The organism is Streptococcus sp. 27098_8_51 (genome assembly GCF_041432205.1).
Lineage (GTDB): Bacteria > Bacillota > Bacilli > Lactobacillales > Streptococcaceae > Streptococcus.
This window is the reverse complement of record NZ_JAPVZE010000001.1, coordinates 356,848-383,275: the sequence shown is the minus strand read 5'-3', so window position 1 is coordinate 383,275 and position 26,428 is coordinate 356,848. Positions and strand designations below refer to the sequence as shown.

The window sequence follows — 26,428 nt, the reverse complement described above, 5'->3', positions numbered from 1 at the left end:
ATAGAATTAAGAGGTACGTTATAATTATGTCATTAAATCAAGTTACTATAGAAATTCCATTGAATATTCAGAAAGGATTAGACTCTGGAATTTATAAACGTTATGGTTCAATAATCAGAAATTCGTCTGGCCATATAGTAAAGCATCTAAAAGAAGTAAAGGCAGGAGAACCAGCTCAACAGGTCCTTAAAGGCCTTGCAAAAAATAAATATGTGCTAGTAACAGCTATTAGTGCAACTATTCTAGCTGTTGGTGGTGTTAGTTATTATGCATTTATTTCAAATAGATATAAGAAGATTGTAAAGAAACTTATAGAAAAGCTAGTTCACTTCATTCAATTAGCACAAAAAGGAGAAGTAAGTGAAGTAGAGGTTGATAATTTCTTAAAATTTTTACAGGATAATCAAAAAGAACTACTTTCTTTGAAACTAGACTCTGAAATAGATGAGTTATTTGATCTTGTATATAATTATACAATTCAATTTGCTCAAGCAAATGGATTTGAGACTGATACTATTTCAGAAGTGGCAGAAAATAATAAAGTTATTAACTTGATAGATTATCTGAACTTTCAAAAAACAATATATCGTTCTGATGCAGTATGATATATTGAAAGAGAAATTTACTGATTCAGAAAGGAAACTCAATGCCCTACAAATTTCTACTCTTCGACCTTGACCACACCTTGCTTGATTTTGATGCTGCTGAGGATGTGGCTTTGACGCAACTTCTAAAGGAAGAAGGAGTTGCGGATATTCAAGTTTATAAAGACTATTATGTTCCTATGAACAAGGCTCTCTGGAAGGACTTGGAGCAAAAGAAAATCAGTAAACAAGAACTGATTAACACGCGCTTTTCTCGTTTATTTGCTCATTTTGGACTGGAGAAAGATGGTAGGTTACTGGCCCAGCGTTACCAATTTTACTTAGCCCAACAGGGACAAACTCTTTCGGGTGCTCATGAACTTTTGGATAGCCTCATCGAATGTGATTATGACTTGTATGCTGCGACAAATGGGATTACTGCCATTCAGACGGGTCGTCTGGCTCAATCTGGTCTGGCTCCCTATTTCAACCAAGTCTTTATCTCTGAACAGTTGCAGACGCAAAAGCCTGATGCACTATTCTATGAAAAAATCGGTCAGCAGATTGTAGGATTTAGTAAAGAAAAGACGCTGATGATCGGAGATTCCTTAACGGCTGATATTCAAGGAGGCAATAATGCAGGGATTGACACTATCTGGTACAATCCTCATCACCTCGAAAATCATACACAAGCCCAGCCAACTTATGAAGTTCATTCTTACCAAGACTTGCTGAATTTTTTAGATGCTTTGTAGTGATTTCCCTAAGAGGTGTTGATATGGAAATTAAAGTCATTGAAGAGATTGATAACTTACTAAATCTCATCGAGCAGTATCAGTTAAAAGGTGTGGTTGCTCAAGTAAATTCGTTAAAAGAGTTAAAGTATATCATAAGCAATCATATAGAGTTAAGTACTCGAGAGAAGATGAATATCCACTATTCACTCTTTCTCCCTAGGGGTGGTTTATCTGAACTCTACTATATGGACGCTAATCTTGAACGGATGATGTCTGTAAATAATCAACTTTCCTATTCTATTGATACAATCGAAAAGTTTTTAATGGCTGATTGATACTGTGAATACTAATGTCAAATAATAGGGTCAATAACAGTATATATAAGAACTGTAAAAAGTGGTTTAGATAGCCACTTTTTGCTATAATAGAGGCAGTAAAAATAAAGGAATAGTAAACGATGTCAAGACCAGAACTTTCTCTTTATGAACCATTGTATACACTAAAGGAAGTTGATCAAAATATCTGGATAGCAGATGGTGATTTGATACAAATGGACTTGAAGGTCCTCAAACTACCTTTTCAGACACGTATGACAGTGATAAAGTTAAACGATGGAAAACTCTGGATTCATTCTCCTATTGCGCCAAATGAGGAGCTCTTTACTGAACTGGACGCTTTGGGCAAAGTCGCTTACCTAATTTCACCCAATAAGATTCACTACGCCTATATTGCAGATTGGAAAAAAAGATATCCTTATGCACAAGCATGGTCTAGTCCAGGAGTTGAAGAGAGAGCAAAAAGTCAGAATGTCATGGTGGAATTTGATGCTCCTTTAACTGATAAGGCACCTGACTTATGGTCTGATGAGATTGATCAACTTATTTTTAAGGGAAGTTCTGTCATCGAAGAGGTCGTGTTTTTTCATAAATCGACTAAAACACTCATTGTAACGGACCTTATAGAGAATTTTGAACCTGAAAAGATAGCTAGTCCAATCCGAAGAAAAATTTATCGTTTAGCTCGTGTAACAGCCCCTGATGGTCAAACTCCTATTGACTATCGGATGACTTTTTTAGGAAGACAAAGGGAAGCAAAGGTTTCCTTTTCCCGTATGTTAAACTGGAAACCGGATAAAATCATACTTGCACATGGTTTATGCTTTTTTAAAAATGGTACGGATGAATTAAGACGTGCTTTTAGATGGATACGATAAAGGAGAGAAAGATGCAACACTCATCATGGCATGCTTTGATTAAGGAGCAATTACCTGAAGGTTATTTTGGGAAAATCAATCAATTTATGGAACAGGTCTATGCTCAGGGAACTGTTTATCCACCTAAGGAAAAAGTTTTTCAGGCTCTCTTGACTACACCGCTTGAAGAAGTGAAGGTGGTGATTCTAGGGCAAGACCCCTATCACGGGCCAGGTCAAGCGCAGGGTTTGAGTTTTTCTGTACCTGACTCAATCCCAGCTCCGCCGTCCTTGCAAAACATTTTAAAAGAATTGTCAGATGATATCGGCGTTAAGAAATCTCATGATTTGACGTCTTGGGCTGAGCAGGGAGTCTTGCTTCTCAATGCTTGCTTGACGGTTCCTGCTGGGCAGGCCAATGGTCATGCTGGGCAGATATGGGAGCCATTTACAGATGCTGTGATTCGGGTTGTCAATAATCTAGACAGACCTGTAGTCTTTGTACTCTGGGGTGCTTATGCACGCAAGAAGAAGGCCTTGGTTACCAATCCTCACCACTTGGTTATCGAATCAGCCCATCCTAGTCCTTTATCGGTTTATAGAGGATTTTGGGGTTCCAAGCCTTTTTCCAAGGCCAATGCATTCTTAAAAGAGACAGGACAAGTGCCAATCGATTGGTTTAGATAAGGAGAGAATATGCCTCAGTTAGCGACGATTTGCTACATTGATAACGGAAAAGAACTGCTCATGCTCCATCGCAATAAGAAGCCCAACGATGTCCATGAAGGCAAATGGATTGGTGTGGGTGGAAAGCTAGAGCGAGGTGAGACTCCACAGGAATGTGCAGCGCGTGAAATCCTCGAAGAAACAGGGCTCAAAGCCAAGCCAGTACTTAAAGGTGTTATCACTTTTCCTGAATTTACGCCAGATTTAGACTGGTACACCTATGTTTTTAAGGTGACAGAGTTCGAGGGTGACTTGATTGACTGCAATGAGGGGACCTTAGAATGGGTTCCCTATGATGAAGTCTTAAGCAAGCCAACTTGGGAGGGTGATCACACCTTTGTTGAGTGGCTTTTAGAAGATAAACCTTTCTTTTCAGCAAAGTTTGTTTATGATGGGGATAAATTGTTGGATACCCAAGTTGATTTCTATGAATAAAGGAGAAAGCAGATGCTACTAATCAAAAATGGTCGTGTAATGGATCCCAAGTCTGGTTTGGATCAAGTGTGTGATGTTTTAGTGCAAGATGGGAAAATTGTCAAAATAGCTGCCGAAATCAAGGAAGAAGGAGCAGAGCTAATTGATGCTACGGGCCTTGTTGTTGCGCCTGGACTAGTCGATATCCATGTTCATTTCCGTGAACCTGGTCAAACTCATAAAGAAGACATTCATACTGGGGCCCTAGCAGCCGCTGCAGGTGGCTTTACAACCGTTGTCATGATGGCTAATACTAGTCCAACCATTTCGGACGTAGAGACTTTGAAAGAAGTTCTCCAGTCTGCTGCCAAGGAAAAGATTAACGTCAAGACAGTTGCGACTATTACCAAGAACTTTAATGGCCAAGACTTGACAGACTTTAAGGCTCTTTTAGAAGCTGGAGCCGTTGGTTTTTCAGATGATGGAATTCCGCTTGAAAGTAGTAAAGTGGTTAAGGAAGCAATGGTAGAAGCCAAAAAACTCAATACCTTTATCTGCCTTCATGAGGAAGATCCAGGTTTGAATGGAATTCTTGGCTTTAACGAAAACATCGCTAAAGAACATTTCCATATCTGTGGAGCGACAGGAGTGGCTGAGTACGCTATGATTGCGCGCGATGTTATGATTGCCTATGCAACCAAGGCCCATGTTCACATTCAGCATTTGTCTAAGGAAGAAAGTGTCAAGGTGGTGGAGTTTGCTCAAGGACTAGGTGCGCAGGTCACAGCAGAAGTAGCGCCACAGCATTTCTCTAAGACAGAAGCTCTTCTTTTAACTCAAGGAAGCAATGCCAAAATGAATCCTCCACTTCGTTTGGAGTCAGACCGTCGTGCCGTTATCGAAGGTCTCAAGTCAGGTGTTATCACAGTTATCGCAACGGACCACGCGCCTCACCATGCAGATGAGAAAAATGTTGAAGATATCACCAAAGCACCATCTGGTATGACAGGTTTGGAAACCTCTCTTTCTCTTGGTTTGACTTATTTGGTGGAAGCTGGTGAGTTGAGCTTGATGGAATTGCTAGAAAAAATGACTGTCAATCCAGCCAAGCTTTACAACTTTGAAGCAGGTTACTTGGCTGAGAATGGTCCAGCGGATATCACTATCTTTGACGCTAAGGCTGACCGCCTTGTGGACTCCCATTTTGCGTCAAAAGCAGCTAATTCCCCATTTATCGGTGAAACTTTAAAAGGGCAGGTTAAATATACCATCTGCAAGGGACAAATTGTCTACCAAAACTAGATGGGATTCTGCTCTAGAAACTATAAGAATAGAGAGCGTATATGTATCCAACCCATCAATTTAAAGACAAGTTTGTCTTATTTCTTAAGATATTTTTCCCTATTCTGATCTATCAATTTGCCAATTATTCTGCCTCTTTTGTTGATACAACCATGACTGGGCAGTACAATACCATGGACTTGGCGGGGGTGTCAACCGCAACGAGTCTATGGAATCCTTTCTTTACTTTTTTAACAGGGATTGTTTCGGCCATGGTTCCCATCATAGGCCATCATCTGGGACGGGGCAAAAAGGAAGAAGTAGCATCTGATTTTTACCAATTTATCTACTTGGCTTTCGGACTGTCTTTGGTCTTGCTTGGAATGGTAGTATTCTTAGCGCCACCTGTCTTAACCAACATCGGACTAGAAGCTCAAGTGGCGGCAGTTGCAGTTTCCTATCTTTGGTACCTGTCTATTGGAATTATTCCCTTGTTGCTGTTCAGTGTCATTCGCTCTTTGTTGGATTCTCTTGGATTGACCAAGCTATCTATGTACCTCATGCTCCTATTACTTCCGCTCAATAGTGGTTTTAACTATCTCTTGATATATGGAGCTTTCGGTTTCCCTGAGCTTGGTGGCGCAGGAGCAGGACTAGGAACTTCACTAGCCTATTGGGTTTTATTGGGGATTTCTATTCTTGTTTTATTCAAACAAGAAAGGTTAAAAGCGTTACATCTTGAAAAACGTATTCCACTAAATATAGATAAAATCAAGGAAGGTGTTCGATTAGGTCTACCAATCGGGGGAACCGTATTTGCTGAAGTAGCCATTTTCTCCGTGGTTGGACTAATCATGGCTAAGTTTTCATCGCTCATCATTGCCAGTCACCAGTCAGCTATGAATTTTTCGAGTCTCATGTATGCTTTTCCTATGAGTATTTCCTCTGCTATGGCGATTGTTGTGTCTTACGAGGTGGGGGCCAAACGTTTTGAGGATGCAAAAATCTATGCTCGTCTGGGGAGAGTAACCGCCCTTATTTTTGCAGGTCTTACCCTATCTTTTCTCTACATTTTTAGAGATCGTGTAGCAAGTCTATATGGGAATGACTCTCAGTTCATTGAAACAACTGCTGTATTTCTAACCTACAGTCTCTTTTTCCAGCTAGCTGATACCTTTGCGGCTCCGCTCCAAGGAATTTTAAGAGGGTATAAGGACACTATCGTTCCTTTCTATCTTGGCTTAATCGGATATTGGGGAGTAGCGATACCACTAGGATATCTACTAGATCAAGTAACTGACTTAGGGGCATTTGCCTACTGGATTGGGTTAATTGCCAGCTTGATTGTTTCTGGTTGTTTGTATCAATGGCGTCTGAAAACCGTAATGAAAAGATTGAGCTAATTTTTGGAAAATATCCTGAAAAAGCACTTTGTGAAAAAATACTCTAACTAGAGAGAATCCCTGTTTTAACAGGGGTTTATTTTTTTATATTGTGAATTTTTATTAGCCATATACTTTGACAGCGTATACTAAAAAAGGTAAAATAGTAAGGTAAGTACAAAGTTAGAAAGGCAAGATTATGTCAACTTTAGATAAGAATCTTTTGCTAGAGATGTTCCGTAAGATGGAAGAAATCCGTCGCATGGACTTAAAAATCGCTCAGTTAGTGAAAAAGGGGAAAGTTCCCGGTATGACTCACTTTTCTGTCGGAGAGGAAGCTGCTAACGTCGGAGCGATGCTGGCTCTTAATCCAGATGATCTGATTACCTCAAATCACCGTGGACACGGGCAAGCTATTGCTAAGGGGATTGACCTCAACGGAATGATGGCTGAAATCCTCGGGAAATACACTGGAACCTGTAAAGGAAAAGGTGGTTCTATGCACATCGCTGACCTGGATGCTGGGAACCTCGGTGCCAATGGTATCGTTGGTGGTGGTATGGGAATCGCTGTCGGTGCAGCCCTCAGTCAACAAATGCAAAACACTGGAAAAATCGTCGTTTGCTTCTTTGGAGATGGTGCGACCAACGAAGGTGTCTTCCACGAAGCAGTCAACATGGCTTCTATTTGGAACTTGCCAGTTGTTTTCTACTGCATTAACAACGGTTATGGGATCTCTGCGGATATCAAGAAAATGACCAATGTAGAGCATATCCATCAACGTAGTGCGGCATATGGAATTCCTGGAATGTTTATCGAAGATGGGAACAACGTCATCGATGTCTATGAAGGATTTAAGAAAGCTGTAGATCATGTTCGTGGTGGCAATGGCCCAGTCTTGATCGAAAGTGTAACCTATCGCTGGCTTGGCCACTCATCATCTGACCCTGGTAAATATCGTACTCGTGAAGAAGTGGAATTGTGGAAACAAAAAGACCCAATCGAAAACCTTCGCAAATACCTCATTGAAAACAATATTGCAAGTGCAGAAGAATTGGAAGAAATTCAAGCACAAGTCAAGGAAGCAGTAGAAGCTTCTGTTAAATTTGCTGAAGAAAGCCCATTCCCACCACTAGAATCAGCATTTGAAGATATTTACGCAGACTAAGGAGAAAGAGATAAAAATGGAAACAAAAACAATGTCGTTCCGTGACACCATTATCCTTGCTATGTCTGAGGAAATGCGTCGCGATGAAAATGTATTCTTGATGGGAGAAGACGTCGGTGTCTTTGGAGGAGACTTCGGAACTTCTGTTGGAATGCTCGAAGAATTTGGTCCAGAACGTGTTCGTGACTGTCCGATTTCTGAAGCTGCTATCTCAGGTGCAGCAGCAGGAGCAGCCATGACAGGACTTCGTCCAATCGTCGATATGACCTTCATGGACTTCTCGGTCATTGCCATGGACAATATCGTCAACCAAGCTGCTAAAACACGTTACATGTTTGGTGGGAAAGGTCAGGTTCCAATGACTGTCCGATGTGCAGCTGGTAACGGAGTTGGTTCTGCAGCTCAGCACTCTCAGTCTCTAGAGTCTTGGTTCACACACATCCCAGGTCTTAAGGTTGTAGCTCCAGGTACACCTGCTGACATGAAAGGACTTCTCAAGTCTTCTATCCGTGATAACAACCCTGTTATCATCCTTGAATACAAGTCAGAATTTAACCAAAAAGGGGAAGTGCCAGTTGATCCAGACTATACAATCCCACTTGGGGTTGGGGAAATCAAACGCGAAGGTACAGATGTAACAGTCGTTACTTATGGAAAAATGCTTCGCCGTGTGGTTCAAGCTGCTGAAGAATTAGCAGAAGAGGGAATTTCAGTTGAAATTGTGGACCCACGTACCCTCGTTCCACTTGATAAGGATATCATCATTAACTCAGTGAAGAAGACTGGTAAGGTCGTTCTGGTCAACGACGCCCACAAAACAAGTGGCTATATCGGAGAGATTTCAGCTATTATTTCAGAATCAGAAGCATTTGATTATCTAGACGCACCAATCCGCCGTTGCGCCGGAGAAGATGTGCCAATGCCTTACGCGCAAAACCTTGAAAATGCAATGATTCCAACAGTTGAAAGCATCAAAGATACAATCCGTAAGACATATAACAAAGAATAATACATAATATAAGTTATGTAAATAAAATAAAAAAGACGAGAAACTTTGTATCTTTTAGGTGCAGAACTCTTTTCGTCCTTAATATCTTAGTATAGAATTGGAGAGGTCATGGCTGATGACAAGCTAAGAGCGACTCCTGCGGCTAGAAAGTTAGCGGATGATCTAGGAATCAACCTCTACGACGTTTCTGGCTCAGGTGCAAACGGTCGTGTCCACAAAGAAGACGTGGAAACTTATAAAGACACAAACGTGGTTCGCATTTCGCCACTTGCAAAACGAATTGCCCTTGAACATAACATTGCTTGGCAGGAAATCCAAGGAACAGGTCACCATGGTAAGATCATGAAGAAGGACGTTTTGGCCTTGCTTCCTGAAAATATCGAAAACGACACCATCAAGTCTCCTGCTCAAATCGAAAAAGTGGAAGAAGTTCCAGACAATATCACTCCTTATGGTGAGATTGAGCGTATTCCAATGACACCAATGCGTAAGGTTATCGCGCAACGTATGGTTGAATCTTACCTAACTGCGCCAACTTTCACACTCAACTATGAAGTTGATATGACTGAAATGCTGGCCCTTCGTAAGAAGGTTCTTGATCCGATTATGGAAGCGACTGGTAAGAAGACTACTGTAACAGACCTTCTTTCACTCGCTGTTGTGAAAACATTGATGAAACACCCATACATCAACGCTTCATTGACAGAAGACGGCAAGACCATTATCACTCATAACTATGTCAACCTTGCGATGGCAGTTGGTATGGATAATGGATTGATGACACCTGTTGTCTATAATGCTGAAAAAATGAGCTTGTCAGAGTTGGTCGTAGCCTTTAAGGATGTGATTGGTCGTACCTTGGACGGTAAATTGGCTCCAAGCGAACTGCAAAATTCAACCTTCACAATCAGTAACTTGGGAATGTTTGGCGTTCAGTCCTTCGGTCCGATTATTAACCAACCAAACTCAGCTATCCTCGGGGTTAGCTCAACAGTTGAGAAACCTGTAGTTGTCAATGGTGAGATTGTTATTCGTCCTATCATGAGCCTGGGGTTAACTATTGACCACCGTGTCGTAGATGGTATGGCTGGTGCTAAGTTTATGAAAGACTTGAAAGCCTTAATTGAGAACCCAATCTCAATGTTGGTTTAAAAATACAGTATTTATTTTTAGAGATATAGATAAAGGAAGTAAGACATGGCCTTAGAAGTAATTATGCCAAAAGCCGGCGTGGATATGACAGAAGGACAAATCGTCCAATGGAATAAGAAAGTCGGAGAATTTGTAAAAGAAGGAGAAATCCTTTTGGAAATCATGACTGACAAAGTCAGCATGGAATTGGAAGCCGAAGAAGATGGATACTTGATTGCCATCCTCAAAGGAGATGGTGAAACTGTCCCTGTAACGGAAGTTATCGGTTACCTTGGAGAAGAAGGGGAAAATATCCCAACAGCTGGAGCTGCTGCGCCAGAATCAAAACCTGTACCTGCAGCTAGTGCTTCAAACGACGACGACAAGAGCGATGATGCCTTTGATATCGTTGTGATTGGTGGAGGTCCTGCTGGATATGTAGCGGCCATTAAAGCTGCTCAACTTGGTGGTAAGGTTGCCCTTGTTGAGAAATCTGAACTCGGTGGAACTTGCTTGAACCGCGGCTGTATCCCAACTAAGACATACCTTCACAATGCTGAAATCATCGAAAATATCGGTCATGCAGCAAATCGTGGTATCGTCATTGAAAATCCAAACTTCACTGTAGATATGGACAAACTTTTGGAAACTAAATCTAAAGTTGTCAATACCTTGGTAGGTGGTGTTGCGGGTCTTCTTCGTAGCTACGGAGTTACTGTTCATAAGGGTGTTGGTACGATTACTAAAGACAAGAATGTCTTGGTAGATGGTTCTGAATTGCTTGAAACCAAGAAAATCATCCTTGCTGGTGGTTCAAAAGTCAGCAAGATTAACGTTCCTGGTATGGAATCTCCACTTGTGATGACCAGCGATGATATTCTTGAAATGAACGAAGTTCCAGAAAGCCTCGTAATCATCGGTGGTGGGGTTGTCGGTATCGAACTCGGCCAAGCATTCATGACATTTGGTTCAAAAGTAACTGTTATCGAAATGATGGACCGTATCGTTCCAGCTATGGATGCGGAAGTTTCTAAGAATCTTCGCTTGATCCTTGAACGTAAAGGAATGACCATCTTGACAGGTACTAAACTGCAAGAAATCATCGAGGAAAATGGTCAACTTCGTATTAAAGTTGAAGGAAAAGACGATATCATTGCAAGCAAAGCGCTCCTTTCAATCGGTCGTGTGCCAGACCTTGAAGGAATTGGCGATGTTGAGTTTGAATTGGATCGTGGTCGTATCAAGGTCAACGAATACATGGAAACTTCTGTTTCAGGAATTTACGCACCAGGTGACATCAATGGTACGAAGATGTTGGCTCACGCAGCCTTCCGTATGGGTGAAGTTGCCGCTGAAAATGCCCTTAAAGGAAATCATGCTGTTGCCAAACTTAACTTGACTCCTGCAGCCATCTACACTCTTCCTGAAGTAGCAGCAGTAGGTCTAACTGAAGAACAAGCTCGTGAGAAATACGATGTCGCTATCGGTAAATTCAACTTTGCTGCTAACGGACGTGCCATTGCTTCTGATGCGGCTCAAGGTTTCGTTAAAGTCATTGCAGATAAGAAATACGGTGAAATCCTTGGTGTCCATATCATCGGTCCTGCAGCTGCAGAATTGATCAACGAAGCGTCAAGTATCATCGAAATGGAAATTACTGTCGAAGAAATGCTGAAGACTATCCACGGACACCCAACATACTCTGAAGTGATGTACGAAGCGTTTGCGGATGTTCTAGGAATGGCCATCCATTCACCTAAGAAAAAATAAAACGAAGATAGACTAGACTGGAAGATTATTTCCAGTCTCTATCGTATAAAGGGATATCATGAAATATATTATCAATCATTCAAACGACACTGCTTTTAATATCGCCTTGGAAGAATATGCCTTTAAACACTTACTAGATGAGGATCAAATCTTCCTTCTTTGGATTAACAAACCTTCTATCATTGTTGGTCGTCACCAGAACACTATCGAAGAAATTAACCGTGATTATGTTCGAGAAAATGGTATTGAGGTAGTCCGTCGTATCAGTGGTGGTGGAGCTGTTTATCACGATTTAAACAACCTCAACTACACCATCATTTCAAAAGAAGATGAAAACAAGGCCTTTGACTTCAAGAGCTTCTCAACTCCAGTTATCAATACCTTGGCTCAACTAGGCGTTAAAGCTGAGTTCACAGGCCGTAATGACCTTGAGATTGATGGCAAAAAATTCTGTGGCAATGCCCAAGCCTATATCAATGGCCGTATCATGCACCACGGTTGCTTGCTCTTTGACGTTGATTTGTCAGTCCTTGCTAATGCCCTCAAGGTTTCAAAAGATAAGTTTGAATCAAAAGGTGTGAAATCCGTCCGTGCCCGTGTAACCAATATTGTCAATGAATTACCAGAAAAAATCACAGTTGAAGAATTCCGTGATTTGCTATTGGAATACATGAAAAAAGAGTACCCAGAGATGACTGAATACGTCTTTTCAGAAGAAGAAATGGCGGAAATCAATCGCATTAAGGATACAAAGTTCGGTACTTGGGACTGGAACTACGGTAAATCACCTGAATTTAACGTTCGTCGGGGAACAAAATTCACTAGTGGAAAGGTTGAAGTTTTTGCCAACGTCATTGAATCAAAAATCCAAGATATCAAGATTTATGGTGACTTCTTTGGTATCGAAGACGTTGCAGCTGTAGAAGATGTCCTTCGTGGCGTAAAATATGAACGCGAAGATGTTCTTAAGGCACTAGAAACTATTGACATCACACGCTACTTTGCTGGTATCAGCCGTGAAGAAATCGCTGAAGCAGTAGTGGGGTAAGGAAAAAGAATCCATTTATGATGGATTCTTTTATTAGGGTTAAACTTAATAATCATGCTGATTAGATTATAATAGAGATGAAAAATGAAAAGGAGTTATTCATTAATGTTAGAAATTCCAGTAGAAAGCCTTAATCTATTTGAACAGTTAGACCGTAATGTTGTTGCTTTCTATAGAAATGAAGAAATTAATCAAACTGAAAGTTTAAATATAAGCATCACACAAGAACATTATGATATGAAATACAAAGAGCTTCAACCTTTAGGATACCAAGCTGTTCAAATAGCTCTGGGAATGGCTTTAGATAATGTAATCCAGCAAGCCCATTTTCAAAATCTTATAATTGGCGGTCTTCTCCCCGATGAAATCAAAGTAAACAAAGGGGACTTAATGTCTTTGAAGGACATTGTTGATAGTTTTTGTATTATGTTTGCTGCAGCAAATAACCGACTTGAAAATAGTAAGGCTTATGAATTTATGAAAGATAAGACAGTGTTCTTTATTGGTAAACTGTTAACTGACGATCTTAAAAATGGTGACGAAATTTCGTATATGGGAATCGAAAGAGAATCAGCTGATGGTACTTCTTATGAAGCAGTAAAATGTTTTCTAACTAAAGAGAGTGCTGAGCAGTACAATGATTCAAAAAAACCAGTAAGCCCAGCAAATCTAGCCTATCTGCAAGCCTTTTGGGGTAAACCAGTAATTATAGAGCCTCACCGTAACTACTGGATTGAGTTTAAATAAATAAAAAACGAAAGATAAAGGAATTGGTCTTTCGTTTTTTAGCAATAGTTGCTTTACATAATTTATAATATGTAACAATCATAAACTATCTAAAGCATTCTTTTGTTCATCATTGACGATATGGGTATAGAGGTCAGTGACTTGTGTACTGGCATGTCCTAGCTGATGGCTGACCAAAACTTGCGATTTAGTAGCATCATAGAGCCTAGTCGCCAGGGTATGGCGTAGTTTGTGTGGAGTTACACGGACTTTGAAGTCCTCAGAGTACTTAGCAACCATCTTTTCAACACTAGAAGCATCAATACGATTGGGAACGCCTCGATATAAGGTCAAAAAGAGAGCTGTATCTGTCTTTTCCGTCTTATAGCGTTGATTTCGAATGGCTAGATAATTCTCTAGGTAAGGCTTAGCAAAAGCAGCGACATTGACAGAATCACGTTTCCCCCCTTTTCGAGTGACATCGATCACCATCATTTTGAGATTGAGGTCTCTTAGATCTAGATTAACAGCTTCAGATAAGCGGACACCAGACGCTAGGAGAAGGGCAATAATGGCCAAATCACGTTCTTTGTTCTTATTAAATGATGAGAGAGCGCGATTTGAGAGCTGTTGTGGGTACTCCTGATCGATATAAGTTAGAAAACCTTCTGTTTCATCACCTAGAAAGAGTTTTTGCTTGATGTTTTCAGCTCTAGCAGCAAGTGTTTCTTTCTTTTTCTTGGTTGAAACTTTCTTCATTACATTACGATAGAAATAGGGTTCTCCCAGGTCGTTTTCAACCTCCTCTGTTAGATACTTGTAAAGACTAGAAAGTGCTGATAAGGTCCGATTGATGGTCGTCTGAGATACACCTTGCTTGGTTGTATTAGCATTCAGCAATGGACGTTCACGTAGATATAGGATAAAAGCTTCCATATCTTTCTTAGACATATTTTCCAAGACAGATAAAGGAATATCAGACATTTTATCAGCATTTGAAATTCCAGACTCTAAAACCCAGCTGAAAAATCGATCGTATTCCTTGAGATATTCGTACAAGGTTGTAAAACTGTAGGGCACAGCAAGCTTGGATTGGTAGTATTCCAGAACATACCAGGGCATGATTTGTTTTAGTTTGTCGATTCGTTCCAGTAAAATCTCACGTTTCATGTATTTTCTCCATAATTAAGTCTACTAGTAGTATAGCATAGACTCATATATTTTTCAAGAAAATTATAGTTTTTCGGAAAGATATTATAAGAAACTTAAAACAGAAGTCTAACTTTCCCCCAGTTATCCTGAACCCTTTATTAAATTTCATCATACTTGAGCAATATATTCGGAATCTTTTCTTCAAGACTCTTGCGAACTTTACCTTGAATTGCAGTGTCCATTTGGCTGTTTATGCTTGTAATGGTTGATTTGGTTTCTGTAGCAATTTTCTTTGCTGCTTTATTAAAGTTATCTTTTAATTTATTTTTTGCTGTTATCGCTAACTTTGCTTCCGTAATGATTCGGTTTCTTTCCATCATTCGATACATTTGTTTAAGTGCATATTGGTATTCTTCATCCGTGTAGTATTCATTCATTGGTGCTTGCATAATCTCTCCTTAGTTTGTGAAATTCTTCCTCTAATTCATTTCTTTTTTTGCGAAACTCGTTATCGTTTTTTTCTCTCTCATTTTCGAGTTTAATTCTATGTTCTCGGTATACTTGTTCCGAAAAGTGTCTCAGATTTTCTATTTCTGTAAAGTAGTCTCTAACATCATCAGCAGTTGATGAAAATTTTCTCAAGACTTGATACATTTTATCAACTTCATCAGACATCAGTTTTTCTAAATTTGCATTTCGTTCGTCTAGATCAAGGGCTTTATCATCGAGTTCTTTCTTTTGTTGATAATATTGTTCTTCTAGATTAAACAGTTCTCTCTCTTTCTCTCTAATTTCCTCCCATTTCACATCTTTTCTTTCCATTGTCTGAACTCCTTGGCAAATTGTGTGTCTGTTGCTACTGTTTTTTCAATGACATCCTGTAATTGTTTGTCTAACTGTTCAAATGCTTGGGCGGAAGCATTCATCTTAGTAGCTGTTTGATTTGTCTCTGTCTGAAACGTATCGATAAACTGTGCTTGAGTAATACCTTGACTAGCAAAAATGGCATCAACCTCATAGGGAGCTAATGCTGTGTAGCTTGTAAAATCGATTTTTGACCAAATTTCTTGTAATTCTTGATTGGCTTTTTTGGCTAAGGCGCTCACTTCATCAGCTCCAGTTCTTGCTGCTGTAGCCATAGATGATGATAGGATAGAACCTTGAGCTGCATCTAAGTATATTTCCTCAGAACTACTAATACCACCTGATGACCATTTTGATTTCAAGTCCTTGTAATGAGCCATTCCTCGGAGACTGTTGGCATAGGCTCGATAAACGCCACTGATTAAGGGTTTCCCTCCTTTGCCATCTACAAGTTGACCAGTTGCAGGATCAAACTCCCAGTCACCAATTTTATGACTCGAACCATCAAGCCAGTGAATCGTACTAGGCATAGAGTCAGTTATACCAGAATACCATTCAGGGTGATTGAAATCATTCCAACGTACTACGTCATCATGTTTTCTACGGTAATCAATAAACATAGCTGGATTATTTTCAATAAATGCTTTTTCTTCCAGTGTGAGCGCACCGTATTTAAACCAAGCATTAAATGTAGTTGTAGGTATGTGGTATTTAGCTCCCACCTTCAGCATGTAAGATCCTTGTGAATAGCCAGATAGTTGGCTAACTTCATATCTGGGATCATCCATAATTTCTTTAACAAATTGATCTGCAACCTTATATTGTGGAGATAAGTAAGTTTGCCTTGCAATTATGGCACTATAGAAATCGCGTGAACCAAACATAGTTTTATTCACCGGACTATCAGGATCCGTTCCAGCAGCAATCACAGCTACATTTTTATAATCTGGTTCGCCGTTGACAATAGGTGCAACTGCTAGCCCGTCAAAACCTGTTTCAGTGTCAGACTTAGTGGCAACAACACGGAATTCTTGACCATCTGAGGTAGTTATGGTGTTGGTTTTTTCTAAATCATCAGGAGATATACTTTCACTGAGATTTGAATTGACATAAGTCCGACCGTTACGCTTAGCGAATTCAAGATTTACACTATATACAGCATAATCCCGATTCAAATTGTTTAACTGCTCATCTGTATAGGAAAATGTCATCATTGTTCTCCCGTGCTATTATCTGAATATGTAACAATTACTTTTAAGTCGGTCACTCCTTTGTAATTGTTAAGGAATTGCCTTTTCTCATTGGTCAATGAACCTTGATAATTCTTTTTATCATGGAGTCCATGGCCTATCCTATACTTAGTTTTTCTTTCATCATTAAATTTGATTTCTACATCACAAGACCATGAACCTGGAGGGTTTGTGTAGTTTGGATTGGAAATCTTAATCTCCTCAATCCCTTCATAGGAATTTTTTAAAGCGTTGACCAAGCTGATTTCGTACTCTCTATTCCGACGTTCTTCTTGAGACTTCCCTAACATACTAAACACAAAAACACCTCCTGTTGTGATGGCTACGAGTAGAAAAACTATGAATAATGGTTTATAGCTTTTTCTTAATCTGTCTTTACTCATTATCATTTCCTCTTTATCTCAGCATATTCATCATTGACACTGTATACATTTTTCCCTTGATTTAATTCATTAAGTTGTTTATCTGTATAAGTGAAACCACTACTGTACTCCTTTTTCTTTATCCGAATAATATATAGTAACTAAAGATGTTGTTTTCCCTTTATGAGAATTCAATATTTCCCACTGGTCGTTTATTTTTTTATTTGTTTTTCCATTAACAAAACCATTATAATTTTCAACGTCATTTAAAGAGTGGCCTACACGGTATTCTATTTTTACTTTATCTGAAAATAGAATATTTACATCACAAGACCAGTCGCCCGGAGGGGTTGTATATTCTGGATTAGAAATTTTGATCTCTTCTATCCCTTTGTAGGAATTCTTTAAGGCGTTTACCAAACTAACTTCATATTCTCTATTTCGACGCTCTTCTTGGGATTTCCCTAACATACTAAACATAAAAACACCTCCTGCTGTGATAGTTGCGAGTAGAAAAACTATGAATAATGGTTTATAGCTTTTTCTTAATCTGTCTTTACTCATTGTTATCTCCACTCCTCTCAGTATATTCAGAATTTACACTATAAACATTTTTTCCGTGATTTAATTCATTGAGTTGTTTATCAGTATAAGTGTATACCATTAATATTCTCCTTCTGAACCATCTGAATAAATAATTTTTGTGAGTTTACTAGTCTTACCCAAGTGACTATTTAAAAATTCTCGGTCCTCTTTTCTATTCTCTCTTTCTAAGGATACATCAGAAATACGTTTATCATTTTTTGAATAATTAATTTTATATTTTATGCTTCTCTCATTAAAAAATAGTTCAACTACGCAAGTCCAGCTTCCTGGCGGATTTGTGTAGTTTGCATTAGAAAATCTAATTTCTTCAACACCCTCATAACTATCTTTTAAAGTTTCAACCAAACTAACTTCATACTCTCTATTTCGACGTTCTTCTTGAGACTTCCCTAACATACTAAACATAAAAACACCTCCTGCTGTGATAATTGCGATTGACAAAACGATTAGTAACCTTTTATAACTTTTTTTAATGCTGGAATTGTTCATTTAAGATTTCCTCCTTTCTCTTGTTATACTATAAGATTAGTCTATTTTACACTATAATAAGAAAAAGTTGATTTACTTCTATAAGGTCTTAGTAGGACTCCCAGAATCCGTTCCCGCAGCAATCACAGCTATACTTTTATAACCCGGTTTGCCGTTGACTATAGGAGCCTACCGCCAAACCATCAAAACCTGTTCCTCGGTGAGACTTAGTCGCAACGACACGGAATTCTTGACCATCGGAGGTGGTTATAGTGTTGATTTCACCTTTTTTAACTCGTTATCTGATTTAGCAGTAACAATATTTGTTCGGTTTTCTTTACGCTGTGCGAACTCAGTATTAACACTGTAAACATTCGGACCTTGATTCAATTCATTAAGTTGTTTGTCTGTATACACGTATTTATTCATCATAGCTCCCCTTCTGAACCATTCGAATATTTAACTTTAACTTTTGACTTAGTAGAACCTCGCCTAGAATTTAAAAAATGTTGAAATTCTTCATCACCCTTATTATATACTCCAATCCTAATTTTATTCGAGTTTATATCAAAAGCTAAAACATGTTCTTTAGATGTTCCATCAAAAAATTTTAGTTTCACATCCGCCCCCCAAGCGTCTGAAGGAATTGAGCTGTACGATGGATTCGTAATCGTTACCTCCTCAATCCCTTCATAGGAATTCTTTAAGGCGTTTACCAGACTAACTTCATACTCTCTATTTCGACGCTCTTCTTGGGATTTTCCTAACACACTAAATATAAAAACACCTCCTGCTGTGATAGTTGCGAGTAGTAAAACTATGAATAATGGTTTATAGCTTTTTCTTAATCTATCTTTACTCATTATCATTTCCTCTTTTTCTCAGTATATTCAGCATTGACACTATATACATTCTTCCCATGGTTTAATTCATTAAGTTGTTTTTCTGTATAATTAAATACCATTACTGTTCCCCTCTTTCTTTGTTAGAGTATGTAACCGTAACTGTATTAGTTGTTATTCCTTTTCTTCGGTTAAGAAAATCTCGCTGTCCATAAGTCATACGACCATTGTAAGTTTCTATCTCATCTAAGTTATGTGGAATTCCATAGAATATTTTTTCCCCATCTTCAAACAAAATATCAACCTTACAAGACCAGTCACCAGGAGGGTTCGTATATGTTGGATTGGAAATTTTGATTTCTTCTATCCCTTCATATGAATTCTTTAAGGCATTAACCAGACTTACTTCATATTCTCTATTTCGACGCTCTTCTTGAGACTTCCCTAACAACCTAAACATAAAAATAGCTCCTGCTGTGATGGCTACGAGTAACAAAACGATTAGTAGTCTTATATATCTTTTTTTATTGCTGGAAATATTCATTTAAGCTTTTCTCCTTTTTCTCCTTGAAGACTTTTCGTTCACACTATAAACAGCATAATCTTGGTTTAAATTATTCATCAGTATAATGGAAATTCATCATAGTTCTCCTTGCTCGCTATCAGAATAAGTAATTCTCACTGACTTTAAAGTTTTCCCTCTATGAGTTTCTAAATACTGCCAATCTTCGTTTGTTTCTTGACGGCCACCATAATTGATTTTATAGTTTAAATGATGATTAATCTCATATGAAAGAGTTCTTTCATCATTAAATTTAATTTCGATATCACAAGACCACGAACCAGGAGGGCTTGTGTATTCTGGATTAGAAATTTTAATCTCTTCAATCCCTTCATAGGAATTCTTTAAGGCATTCATCAAACTAACTTCATACTCTCTATTTCGACGTTCTTCTTGAGACTTCCCTAACAACCTAAACATAAAAACACCTCCTAATGTGATGAATACGAATAGTAAAACTATGAATAATGGTTTATAGCTTTTTCTTAATCTGTCTTTACTCATTATCATTCCCTCTTTTTCTCAGCAAATTCCGCATTGACACTATATACATTCTTTCCATGCTTTAATTCATTGAGTTGTTTATCAGTATAACTAAATGCCATTATTGCTCTCCTTCGTCATTATTAGAATAAGTTACCCTAATTTTCGAAGCAGTTTTACCCTTGTTTTCATTTAAAAATTGTCGATCTTTTACTCTATTTTCCCATTCCAATGAAGTATCTGTTATTTCTTCAGTGTCTAGAGAATATCCAATACCATACTTAATTTTTACTTCATGTTTAAATTTGATTTCTACATCACAAGACCACGAACCAGGAGGGCTTGTGTATTCTGGATTGGAAATTTTAATCTCTTCAATCCCTTGGTAGGAATTCTTTAAGGCATTAACCAAACTTACTTCATACTCTCTATTCCGATGTTCTTCTTGCGATTTTCCTAACAAACTAAACATAAAAATAGCTCCTGCTGTGATGGTTGCGAGTAACAAAATGATTAGTATTCTTGTATGACTTTTTTTAATTCCAGAATTATTCATTTATGCTTTTCTCCTTTTTCTTATTATACAATATTCTAATCATTCTTTACAAAGTAGGGGGTAAAAATCATACTATATACTGAAAATTAGATTTCTAATTCTTAAAAAACCAAATCTTTTTTGATTTGGTTTTGAAGGTTTATATTTAATTTTATTTATACCGATTATACTCATCTTTTTTATGTACTACCATATAGCAGGATACCAAGATGACGAAGATTTTAAGCAGGAAGGTTTCGGATCGATCAGTATCTATGGTTAGCTGAGACAAGACATTAATGATCGAATGTGTCATAACGCAAATCCAGAGATTCTTTGTTTTGATATAAAGAGCTGAGAGTATGAAAGAATTCGTCAGCAATCCAAATAAAAACGGTAGAGTTTGCAGAGTTGCTAGGGAGCCATCAATGTAAAAGAACAACAGATGCCAAATCGCCCAGCTGAAAAAGGTTAGAATTGCTGAGTAAAAATATGGCAACTTTTCTTGTAAAATTGGTTGAAAGACATATCGCCATCCAATCTCTTCTATACCGCCAAAGACAATAAATTTGAAGAACATCAAAAATGGGAGATACCAGCTAAATTCTACTATTTTCCCACCAAACATTAGAAAAGAAAAATCAAGGACAATAAGGAAAAAAGATAATAAATAGTGTTTATAACTGGTATGAATGTTAAAAAAATCTTTTACAATCTTTTTAAAATGAATATGAAAATAGTGATTTACAACAATTGTTCCCCAAAGAGCTGAAGAAATGCCACCTAGAAAGATTCCTAAAATAGATAATAGATTGGAATGAATAGAAAAATGATTCAAGAGAAAGAAAAGGAGACAAACTGATACTAACTGGCTAAATGTGCCTAGCAAATATACCGCAATTGCCTTATTTCTTTTCATTGAGAATCCTTTCAATAATATTTTACGTAAAATAAATTATGTAAACAGAACTTATAACAACAAATCTTTGACTTTTCCAATTTCACTTTTTGGAATCACTAGGTGAATCATATCACCCAGATACATTCTAGTTGAGCCGTTAACGGTTTGACTTTTGCCATTATGGACTTGGGTGGTGATGAGTACGTTATGTGGCAAGTTTAGTTCGTGAACTTGTTTTCCAGCGATCTTATCTGATACAGGGATTTCAATAAGAGTGACTTCTCCTTCGTCTGTTGCTTCTTCTGGTAGCATTTTTTCTAGCATTGCCTCATAGACTGGTGCTCCCTTGAGCAGATCCATGACGATGTAGGCGACCAAGGTTACTAAGCCCAGTGGCATGAGGTTGCGAATGTCCCCTACCATCTCAGTAACGAGTATCATAGCAGTTAAGGGAGCCTTGGAAATTGCCCCAAAGTAGCCACTCATTCCTAAAATGACAAATATAGGAAACTGCTCCTGACTAACAAGCCCAATATTCACACAAATGACACCAACTAGGGCACCGAGTAAGGAACCAAGCGCCAAAATTGGTAGGAAAATTCCTCCTGGGAGGCCACTTCCATAACTAATCATACTCCAAACAAAGCGGATCAAAAAGTAAGCTAATAAAACTTGAAAACTAAAATCTTGCTCAGTTAGGGAAAGAACAAGCTGATTTCCACCACCAAGGATTTGTGGCAAGAAAATCCCGACTGGTATGATGAGGATAAAGGCTAGGATTGGATAATAAGCTTTATCCAAATGGATTTTTTTACCAATCCAGTCATAAACTCGACCAACATTGAGTACAGCTTTCTCATAGAGAAAACCAGAAAGCCCGAGAAAAACTCCCATAAGGAGGTAAATCCAATACTGGTCTAGGGTCATGAGAGGAATGTTGTCTGGCATATCTAGTACGGGTGTTAGGCCAAATATGAGTAGTGAGACAAAGTTTGCTACGAGACTGGCTGCTAGAGTTGAGACCCAGAAAAAGCGTGAAAAATGATGATAGACTTCCTCTACAACAAAGAGGAGACCTGCAATCGGTGCATTAAAGGCAGTGGCTAAGCCTGCGGCAGCACCACTGGCAATCAGGGAGCGTTCCTCTACCGGACTGGATTTGAGCCACTTGGCAATACCTTTTCCACCAACTGCTCCAAGTTGAATACTTGGTCCTTCTCGACCTAGCATAAGGCCACTGGCAATAGCAAGAATCCCTAGAATATATTTTTTCCAGAGGACACTCCACCAGTTGAGAGTCATGAGTCCCTTTAGTTCGGCTTCGACTTGAGGAATTCCTGAACCCTTGATGTCTTTTTCCGACCGAGTTAGTTTCGCACTAAGCCAGCTAACAATTAGATAAAATAGACCAATGATAAAAAGATTGCGCACTAGGTGCGCTTGATCTTGATAGAGGCCTTGTATCAGGTAGAAGCCTTTTTCAATTAAGAAACGAAAAGATCCAACGATGAGCCCGACAACTAGCCCGACGATGATTCCCCGCCCAACTTGGGATAATATGGTACTTGAGGCAAAGGCAAATTCTTTCTTGGATCGGAGTATTTCTGACTGTTCCTCCATAATCATTTCCTCCAACTTAACTTTCTTTATTTGCTACAACCAGTGATTTTATCGGTTCAAAACTGGTACGATGAATAGGGGTAACTCCTAGTTTGTCAAGTCCTTCTAAGTGTTTTGCCGTTCCATATCCTACATTAGCTGTAAAATCATATCCAGGATATTGAACATCATAGCCCTTCATCAATTCATCCCGTGTCACCTTGGCCACTATAGATGCAGCTGCGATCGAGAGAGAGTTTGCATCTCCTTTGATGATGGAGGTTTGTGAAATCGGCAACTCCAGTTTCATGGCATCTATCAAGAGGTGCTCAGGTTGGGGACTGAGCTGGGAGATTGCTTCTTTCATGGCCAGTTTGGTCGCTTCATAGATATTGACTTGATCAATGATCTGATTATCCATGATACCAATACCTATTGCCAAGGCTTGGTCTTGAACGGCTTCATAAATTTCCAGATGTTTCTTTTTGGGGATCTTTTTGCTATCGTTGAGGCCTTTAATCTTACATTTTTTAGGTAAAATAACAGCTGCAGCAACTACAGGGCCAGCCAGAGGACCACGGCCTACCTCGTCAACACCTGCTACTAAGGTCAATCCTTGCTTATACAGTTCCTTTTCATAAGAAAGCATAGTTTCCAAACGAAGGTCCTCATCCAGTTCAGCCTGTATGACTTTTTTACGCTTGTTGATTTCCTTTTGAACCCCAGAACGAGGATCCTTTTCCAGTTCAAGAAAAAGGGGATTGTCTAATTCTTTGACAGTGGCAAGAAGTTCTTTAATTTCTTTAATCGTCGTCATCGATGTCGTCCAATGTATCTAAGGTGTAGTTACCGAGTTTTCCATCACGGACTTCCTTGACGAAGAGGCTGTAAAAGCGGTCGTAGTCGTCTCGGAAACCAAGGGCACGGGTCATATCCATGATGATAACAGGTGCTTCTTCTTCTATCTTCATTTGTTTGAAGCGTTCAGCTAGCTTTTCTGGATAATGTTTTTTGAAATAATTAAGACCAAAAATGGTCACTTCATCCATTGGGAGTAGTTGATCTTTAATTGCTCCAGTCAAGGCTAGTTTCAAAGCAACGGTTTCGTCTTCAAATTTAGGCCATAGAATACCTGGCGTGTCTAATATTTCCAGGTCTTTGTTGGTTTTGAGCCACTGTTGCCCCTTGGTAACACCTGGTTTATTGCCGACAACCGCAATCTTTTTCCCAGCCAAACGGTTCATGAGTGTTGACTTACCGGCATTTGGAATTCCGATAATCATGGTCCGCAAGGTTTCGATCTTGATACCGCGTTCTTTCTGGCGTGCAATCTTATCAGCCATGAGCTTTTTAGCCGCATCTGTCACAACTTTTACAGTCACTTGCTCTTTGGAGTTGATAGCCAGAGTTTGGATTCCCTGTGATTCAAAATACTGACGCCATTCTTTGGTCATTGCGGGGTCAGCCAGATCTGCCTTATTCAAAATCAAAAGCTTTGGTTTATCCCCAACAATCTTGGTTAACATAGGATTTTGACTAGATAAAGGTAGTCGAGCATCCACCAAAATCGTCACAAAATCAATAAATTTTAAATTCTCCTGAACTTGCCGCCGAGCCTTAGACATGTGGCCCGGAAACCATTGAATAGTAGCCATAATATTTTCCCCTTCCGACTAAAAAAAACGTGATTAAAACGTTTTCTTTCTTACCATCTATTCTATCATAAATGAGGAACTTTTGCACAGGCTTTGACCACAATAAATGACAAATAGTATTGGTCGACACATCCTTGATGCCAGTCAGGATTTACTTGACTTTTTTTGCTAACAGGTATATACTTAGTGTATACTAATTCGTGGAGGTAGAGCAATGAATACAGTAAAGACTCGGAAGGTGGGGAATTCGCTCACTGTGACCATTCCTAAAAATTTGGGGATGACAGAAGGTCAAGAAATGGTTGTCTACAAAGGGATTGACGGAGTCATTGTCTTAGCTCCAAAACTGAAAGATCCTTTTGATGGGATTACTGATTTGAGAATGACAAATGATTTTGAAGGGGTAAGATCACTTGATAGCGAAATCTGAGTATATTCCTGAAAAGCAGGATATCATTTGGCTGGACTTTGATCCATCAGTCGGTCGGGAGATTCAGAAAAGGCGACCTGCCTTGGTAGTTTCTAGGAGAGAATATGCCTTGCAAACTGGATTTGTGGCTGTCTGTCCTATCACTCACGGCCAACGTCGTTTGGCAGAAAAAGGCTTGCTCGTTCCTGTCTCATCGGACAAGGTAGATGGCGCTGTCAATCCATTTCAACTGTATACCTTTGATTTTCGGATGCGTAATGCTCAAAAAATAACAAGAATGGACACACAATGTTTTCAGAAAGTCGTCCAACTTTACCAGTACATCTTCGGAGATACATAAATCCTACCATGCATAGACAAGGTAGGATTTTTTCTATATGAGTAACCTATCTAAAAACGGATGAAGGCAATTTGTTAAAATTCCTCTAATCCAGCTTTCTTGTGCTGATGATAGATGTTCTGCCTGAAGGCATTCTTTTAGAAAATCGCGGACTTGTTCTGGTGCAATTTCAAACTCAAAGGCTCTCATCTTGTAGAAAAAATCGATGAGATGCTCAGATAAGTATTCATCTGAAAAGAGTACTTCTCCACTTTTTCGATATTCTAATAGAAGCCGAGAAAATCTAGCTTTTTCATCAGGCAAATCCCGAAAATAGGAATTAAGAAGCCAAGTCTGCTTCTGCTTTCGTTCAATAGGATCTTGATTTGCAATCCGCTGATCCTTTTCCAGCTCTTTCTGGTTTTGTTTAGCCTTGATAGCCCGTTCTTCTCTATTTTTTCCAAAGAGGATTTTTTCCCATTTTCGTTCTTCTTGGGTCAAGGTTTCTGTAAAACCAAAGTAATCTTGATAGGCTCGTTCTGCAGGCCCCATAGCAAGAATGAGGTTGTCAGCGTATTGCTTGGCGATTTTATCTCTCTTCTTGTGTTCTTTCTCCGCTTGAATCCGTAAATGCTGCTCGTAGTCAATTTTCTCCTTTCCTAGTTTGACAAGGTAGAGTTGGTCATCGGTCTTACCAAGTAAAAAAGGTTTGATACACTTTTCCAGCACTTCTTCCATACGAGCCTTCTTCTTTGGCTCTGCCTTGGTCCAACTTCCACCTTGAAAGACTTCTAGGAAAAGCTGGTAGTCTCTCTCAGGTGCGAATTGATTGCCACGATTGGCTTTGAAAACACCTTTTTCCCAAAACCATTTTAGAAGTCGTTCGTCAAAATCGCTTTTAGTGACCTTGATTTTTCCCTTTTTCTGAGCCTTTTTGGTTAGGTTTTCAACTTTTCTGAGTAGTTTTTCTTCCTCTTCTAGTTGCTGATCGAGGCTAATACGATGAAAATGGCGAACACAGTCGCTTCCTATAGGAAAGAGACGTTGGCCTGTAACTCCGTTAAAGAGTTCGTAAGAGTATTTAATGGCATTTCCGCAGATACAATTACTACGCCCAATACCATTAAAAATCAAGGAAACTTCATTCCAGATCCCAAGTATCAGCTTTTGAAGCTTGTAAAACTGCATCGTGCAGGGATTTTCTAACTGGAAGTGTCATGAGGTCTCCTTTCT

At 39.0% G+C, this 26,428-nt stretch carries 31 protein-coding genes and 1 pseudogene; 16 read left to right on the top strand and 16 right to left on the bottom strand.

All coding sequences use genetic code 11. The features are described from left to right. The first annotated feature begins 26 nt into the window (after positions 1–26). From O3622_RS01890 to O3622_RS01825, 14 genes are all read left to right on the top strand, one after another. Positions 27–605 carry a hypothetical protein gene (locus tag O3622_RS01890; protein WP_000056188.1) on the top strand — a complete coding sequence of 193 codons (579 nt, stop codon included), beginning with the start codon at positions 27–29 and terminating at the stop codon, positions 603–605. A 41-nt stretch (positions 606–646) separates the two neighbouring features. Then, positions 647–1,339 (top strand): YjjG family noncanonical pyrimidine nucleotidase, encoded by a 693-nt coding sequence (locus O3622_RS01885; protein ID WP_049478787.1) that lies wholly within the window; start codon positions 647–649, stop codon positions 1,337–1,339. 23 nt (positions 1,340–1,362) lie between these two features. Continuing rightward, entirely contained in the window at positions 1,363–1,656 is a 294-nt protein-coding gene (locus O3622_RS01880) for a hypothetical protein (protein ID WP_049478788.1), read from the top strand. 122 nt (positions 1,657–1,778) lie between these two features. Continuing rightward, positions 1,779–2,534, top strand: a complete 756-nt coding sequence (locus O3622_RS01875) for a DUF4336 domain-containing protein (RefSeq protein ID WP_049478789.1) — start codon at positions 1,779–1,781, stop codon at positions 2,532–2,534. An 11-nt stretch (positions 2,535–2,545) separates the two neighbouring features. Further along, positions 2,546–3,199, top strand: coding sequence for a uracil-DNA glycosylase (locus O3622_RS01870; protein WP_001164853.1), 654 nt, complete (start codon positions 2,546–2,548; stop codon positions 3,197–3,199). A gap of 9 nt (positions 3,200–3,208) precedes the next feature. Then, the gene (locus tag O3622_RS01865; protein WP_001135768.1) at positions 3,209–3,673 is read left to right on the top strand and encodes an 8-oxo-dGTP diphosphatase; all 465 of its coding nucleotides are present in this window, start codon (positions 3,209–3,211) and stop codon (positions 3,671–3,673) included. Positions 3,674–3,685: 12 nt separating this feature from the next. Next, positions 3,686–4,954 carry a dihydroorotase gene (locus O3622_RS01860; RefSeq protein WP_000924511.1) on the top strand — a complete coding sequence of 423 codons (1,269 nt, stop codon included), beginning with the start codon at positions 3,686–3,688 and terminating at the stop codon, positions 4,952–4,954. 41 nt (positions 4,955–4,995) lie between these two features. Further along, complete coding sequence (locus tag O3622_RS01855; RefSeq protein ID WP_000283627.1) at positions 4,996–6,336, top strand: MATE family efflux transporter; 1,341 nt, start codon at positions 4,996–4,998, stop codon at positions 6,334–6,336. A gap of 178 nt (positions 6,337–6,514) precedes the next feature. Next, a complete protein-coding gene (locus tag O3622_RS01850; protein WP_000105373.1) occupies positions 6,515–7,483 on the top strand; it encodes a thiamine pyrophosphate-dependent dehydrogenase E1 component subunit alpha in 969 nt (322 codons plus the stop codon). 16 nt (positions 7,484–7,499) lie between these two features. Then, on the top strand, positions 7,500–8,492 hold the full coding sequence (locus tag O3622_RS01845) for an alpha-ketoacid dehydrogenase subunit beta (protein ID WP_008808674.1): 993 nt from the start codon (positions 7,500–7,502) through the stop codon (positions 8,490–8,492). 108 nt (positions 8,493–8,600) lie between these two features. Continuing rightward, positions 8,601–9,644, top strand: coding sequence for a dihydrolipoamide acetyltransferase (locus O3622_RS01840; protein WP_049500690.1), 1,044 nt, complete (start codon positions 8,601–8,603; stop codon positions 9,642–9,644). A 45-nt stretch (positions 9,645–9,689) separates the two neighbouring features. Further along, complete coding sequence (gene lpdA / locus O3622_RS01835; RefSeq protein WP_371606940.1) at positions 9,690–11,393, top strand: dihydrolipoyl dehydrogenase; 1,704 nt, start codon at positions 9,690–9,692, stop codon at positions 11,391–11,393. Positions 11,394–11,451: 58 nt separating this feature from the next. Continuing rightward, positions 11,452–12,441, top strand: a complete 990-nt coding sequence (locus tag O3622_RS01830) for a lipoate--protein ligase (protein ID WP_049484467.1) — start codon at positions 11,452–11,454, stop codon at positions 12,439–12,441. 105 nt (positions 12,442–12,546) lie between these two features. Continuing rightward, positions 12,547–13,188, top strand: a complete 642-nt coding sequence (locus tag O3622_RS01825; RefSeq protein WP_247943379.1) for a hypothetical protein — start codon at positions 12,547–12,549, stop codon at positions 13,186–13,188. 78 nt (positions 13,189–13,266) lie between these two features. Here the strand turns inward: O3622_RS01825 and xerS are convergent, their stop codons facing one another. The 15 genes from xerS to ylqF form a co-directional block, all read right to left on the bottom strand. Then, the gene (xerS, locus tag O3622_RS01820; RefSeq protein ID WP_000817856.1) at positions 13,267–14,337 is read right to left on the bottom strand and encodes a tyrosine recombinase XerS; all 1,071 of its coding nucleotides are present in this window, start codon (positions 14,335–14,337) and stop codon (positions 13,267–13,269) included. 140 nt (positions 14,338–14,477) lie between these two features. Beyond that, complete coding sequence (locus tag O3622_RS01815) at positions 14,478–14,768, bottom strand: hypothetical protein (RefSeq protein WP_371606939.1); 291 nt, start codon at positions 14,766–14,768, stop codon at positions 14,478–14,480. Next, positions 14,749–15,141: a hypothetical protein gene (locus O3622_RS01810; protein WP_000439964.1), complete on the bottom strand. Its 393-nt coding sequence runs from the start codon at positions 15,139–15,141 to the stop codon at positions 14,749–14,751. The genes O3622_RS01815 and O3622_RS01810 overlap by 20 nt, the downstream gene beginning before the upstream one ends. Then, complete coding sequence (locus O3622_RS01805; RefSeq protein WP_371606938.1) at positions 15,123–16,394, bottom strand: hypothetical protein; 1,272 nt, start codon at positions 16,392–16,394, stop codon at positions 15,123–15,125. The genes O3622_RS01810 and O3622_RS01805 overlap by 19 nt, the downstream gene beginning before the upstream one ends. Then, on the bottom strand, positions 16,394–16,822 hold the full coding sequence (locus O3622_RS01800) for a hypothetical protein (RefSeq protein ID WP_000606020.1): 429 nt from the start codon (positions 16,820–16,822) through the stop codon (positions 16,394–16,396). The genes O3622_RS01805 and O3622_RS01800 overlap by 1 nt, the downstream gene beginning before the upstream one ends. Before the next feature lie 93 nt (positions 16,823–16,915). Next, entirely contained in the window at positions 16,916–17,359 is a 444-nt protein-coding gene (locus O3622_RS01795; RefSeq protein ID WP_202612946.1) for a hypothetical protein, read from the bottom strand. Between the two features lie 99 nt (positions 17,360–17,458). Further along, positions 17,459–17,890, bottom strand: coding sequence for a hypothetical protein (locus tag O3622_RS01790; protein WP_045610486.1), 432 nt, complete (start codon positions 17,888–17,890; stop codon positions 17,459–17,461). Between the two features lie 407 nt (positions 17,891–18,297). Next, on the bottom strand, positions 18,298–18,738 hold the full coding sequence (locus tag O3622_RS01785) for a hypothetical protein (RefSeq protein ID WP_371606937.1): 441 nt from the start codon (positions 18,736–18,738) through the stop codon (positions 18,298–18,300). 94 nt (positions 18,739–18,832) lie between these two features. Further along, positions 18,833–19,255, bottom strand: coding sequence for a hypothetical protein (locus tag O3622_RS01780; RefSeq protein WP_255777555.1), 423 nt, complete (start codon positions 19,253–19,255; stop codon positions 18,833–18,835). Positions 19,256–19,351: 96 nt separating this feature from the next. Continuing rightward, positions 19,352–19,777 carry a hypothetical protein gene (locus O3622_RS01775; protein WP_371606936.1) on the bottom strand — a complete coding sequence of 142 codons (426 nt, stop codon included), beginning with the start codon at positions 19,775–19,777 and terminating at the stop codon, positions 19,352–19,354. Positions 19,778–19,877: 100 nt separating this feature from the next. Beyond that, positions 19,878–20,312, bottom strand: a complete 435-nt coding sequence (locus tag O3622_RS01770; RefSeq protein WP_001065608.1) for a hypothetical protein — start codon at positions 20,310–20,312, stop codon at positions 19,878–19,880. 151 nt (positions 20,313–20,463) lie between these two features. Continuing rightward, positions 20,464–21,210, bottom strand: coding sequence for a CPBP family intramembrane glutamic endopeptidase (locus O3622_RS01765; RefSeq protein ID WP_371606935.1), 747 nt, complete (start codon positions 21,208–21,210; stop codon positions 20,464–20,466). Between the two features lie 51 nt (positions 21,211–21,261). Next, complete coding sequence (locus O3622_RS01760; protein WP_371606934.1) at positions 21,262–22,812, bottom strand: chloride channel protein; 1,551 nt, start codon at positions 22,810–22,812, stop codon at positions 21,262–21,264. Positions 22,813–22,828: 16 nt separating this feature from the next. After that, the gene (locus tag O3622_RS01755) at positions 22,829–23,608 is read right to left on the bottom strand and encodes a ribonuclease HII (protein ID WP_000207521.1); all 780 of its coding nucleotides are present in this window, start codon (positions 23,606–23,608) and stop codon (positions 22,829–22,831) included. Beyond that, entirely contained in the window at positions 23,595–24,446 is an 852-nt protein-coding gene (gene ylqF / locus O3622_RS01750) for a ribosome biogenesis GTPase YlqF (protein WP_084854269.1), read from the bottom strand. Before ylqF ends, O3622_RS01755 begins: the two co-directional genes overlap by 14 nt. Positions 24,447–24,660: 214 nt before the next feature. On the opposite strand from ylqF, the gene mazE reads away from it, so the two are divergent. Then, positions 24,661–24,876: a type II toxin-antitoxin system PemI/MazE family antitoxin gene (gene mazE / locus O3622_RS01745; RefSeq protein ID WP_001098942.1), complete on the top strand. Its 216-nt coding sequence runs from the start codon at positions 24,661–24,663 to the stop codon at positions 24,874–24,876. Further along, positions 24,860–25,216, top strand: a complete 357-nt coding sequence (locus tag O3622_RS01740; RefSeq protein ID WP_000560808.1) for a type II toxin-antitoxin system PemK/MazF family toxin — start codon at positions 24,860–24,862, stop codon at positions 25,214–25,216. The genes mazE and O3622_RS01740 overlap by 17 nt, the downstream gene beginning before the upstream one ends. A gap of 33 nt (positions 25,217–25,249) precedes the next feature. Here the strand turns inward: O3622_RS01740 and O3622_RS01735 are convergent. Next, positions 25,250–26,414: pseudogene (locus tag O3622_RS01735) on the bottom strand (hypothetical protein). Between the last annotated feature and the right edge of the window lie 14 nt (positions 26,415–26,428).